This window comes from Parafrankia sp. FMc2 (assembly GCF_041008525.1).
Taxonomy (GTDB): Bacteria; Actinomycetota; Actinomycetes; order Frankiales; family Frankiaceae; genus Parafrankia.
In genome coordinates, this window is the sequence record NZ_JBFLUG010000349.1 from 1 (window position 1) to 2,007 (window position 2,007).

Genomic DNA, 2,007 nt, shown 5'->3' on the forward strand with positions numbered 1-2,007 from the left:
GCCGACCGGCCCCGCCCGCGCTGCCGACCAAGGCGTGGATCAACCAGCCCCCAGCGATCATCGAGACCGAGGAGGCGCTACCCACAAACCAAGCAGCCTGATGTCTCATCGGGATTGACAGGCTCCGGAGCGGGGAAGATGGCCAGCACGCCGTAGTAGGTCAGCGTGGCGGCGCGGTCTGACAGCTCGTCGTCCTTGAACTCCTTGACCGTGCTGCGCAGGACGGTGAACCAGGAACGGGGCCGCAGCTCGGTGAGCCGGTCGGGCTCCGCCTCGCGGACCGTCTCGTCCGGGCCGGTACCCAGCGCCGGTTCCTCATCGCGCCGCCGCCGTCTCCAGATCGCGACCATACCCGGATGCATAGCCATCCTGGCGTCCACAAATCCTGGCTTCCGCTCCGCGTGCCGATGTGCCTGACCGCCCACCCCGTGCCCCTCGCGTGCGCGGCCTCCCTGCTCAGCCAGGCTGTGACCGCCCCTGCCCGCCTGCCGGGCCGTCTCAGACGGGCGAGCGGGCGGGGCGCCATCGGTGTGCCGAGTGGCGCAACAGGTGGAACGGGGGTACCGCACAGCGAGGCAAGCAAGCTCAGCTCGTCGCCGGTTGCCGCATACATTGCGGGACAGGACCTCCTGCCGGCGTCGTCCACTCAGAGGGAGGACCTGCACAGCTGCCTTCACGTGGCGGATGGGTGCGTGAAAGCCGGATCCGCGGTCCCCACCTTCCGTGCCAACGTCAGATGGCCACCCAGGTATCCACCGACGGTCGCCGTGACGCCTCCGGCCAGGCCGAACCCGACGGCCAGGGTGTGGTGCTGGCGCCGTCGGACGACCAACGATGCACCGTAGAGGGCGAACGCATCGGCGACGAAGCCGGTGGCCAGGGCGTAGACCGACTTATGCAGCAGGTCCACAGCCGGTTCCGCCGGCCCCGGCCGTGCACACCGTTCACGTGCTCGGCCCGGTAGGCCTGGGGGACCGCAGGCCGGCGCAGCGCCTGGGCCCCCGGCTTAGCGCCGTGGCGGTATCGCGACCGCGGTCGGGCAGCGCCAGTGGGACGCCGCGCACGACGTTGTCGGGTGGGCGCCGTCCCACCGCCTCCCACAGGTATCCCCATTGCTGTTACCGGATTCGACGGCGTAGGTTCATGTGCGGTAATTCGTTTGTTGCGGAGCTCTGCTCTTCGCGTCATGAGAGGTTTCTGAGGATTAGAGGTGGGCCGTGCCCCTGCGTTCAGCCTCCCTACGGGCCGGTCCGTGGCAGGTGGACGTGTTTATCGGGTTGCGGTGTGGCGTACGCTGCCGGCGGCGGCCGTTGTGGTGTGGCGGACCTCGGCGGTGGCGTCCTTGGCTTCGTCCCGGACGTCGGTCGCGGCGCTCTGCGCGGTTTCGCGTAGGGACTCCGTGGCCTCCTGCGCCTTTGGACGCAGCTGATCCGACGCCTTTTGGGTGCTGTCCTTGAGAGGTTCGACGAGGCGGCCTGCCTGTTCCTTCATCTGAGTGCCCGCCTGCCGCTCGGGGCGGCTGGCCGGGATCAGGGAGCTGATCAGGGCGCCGACCCCGAAGGCGATCAGCCCCGCGGCCAACGGACTGCCTTCGGTGCCGCGGCGGACCGCGCCCGGCGTGGCGGCGACCGTGTCCTTCGCGGTACCGGCGGCGTCCTTCACCGCGTCGGCCGCGTCGGAGGCGTGGTCCTGTACGGCACCGGCAGCGTCGGAGGCGCGGCTCTGTAGGCCGTCGCCGGCGTCGCTGACCTGGTCGCGGGCGGAATGGGCGCTGCCCATCACCTTCTCCCGGACGCTGGTCACGGCACGGCGGGCGTCGTCGACGCGCCGCTCGGCGACCTTTGACGGGGACACCTTCGCGGACAGGGTGTCGACATCGGGTAACTGGTCAGGTCTCGTAGATCGTCGGTTTTTGGTTTCGTGGCAGGCTGGGGCTCTTCGATGACCCGGCGACCCGGGGGTGTTGGCGCCGCGTGGTTGACCAGACCGTAGGGTCCGGGTGTGTCC

At 70.0% G+C, this 2,007-nt stretch carries 2 protein-coding genes and 1 pseudogene; all 3 read right to left on the bottom strand.

What is annotated here, in order from left to right; genetic code table 11:
• Positions 1–128: 128 nt before the first annotated feature.
• Positions 129–350: pseudogene (locus AB1460_RS37095) on the bottom strand (ribonuclease BN); the annotation flags it as partial.
• Between the two features lie 323 nt (positions 351–673).
• Complete coding sequence (locus tag AB1460_RS37100) at positions 674–910, bottom strand: hypothetical protein (RefSeq protein WP_368967209.1); 237 nt, start codon at positions 908–910, stop codon at positions 674–676.
• A 359-nt stretch (positions 911–1,269) separates the two neighbouring features.
• Positions 1,270–1,782: a hypothetical protein gene (locus tag AB1460_RS37105; protein ID WP_368967211.1), complete on the bottom strand. Its 513-nt coding sequence runs from the start codon at positions 1,780–1,782 to the stop codon at positions 1,270–1,272.
• Positions 1,783–2,007 lie beyond the last annotated feature (225 nt).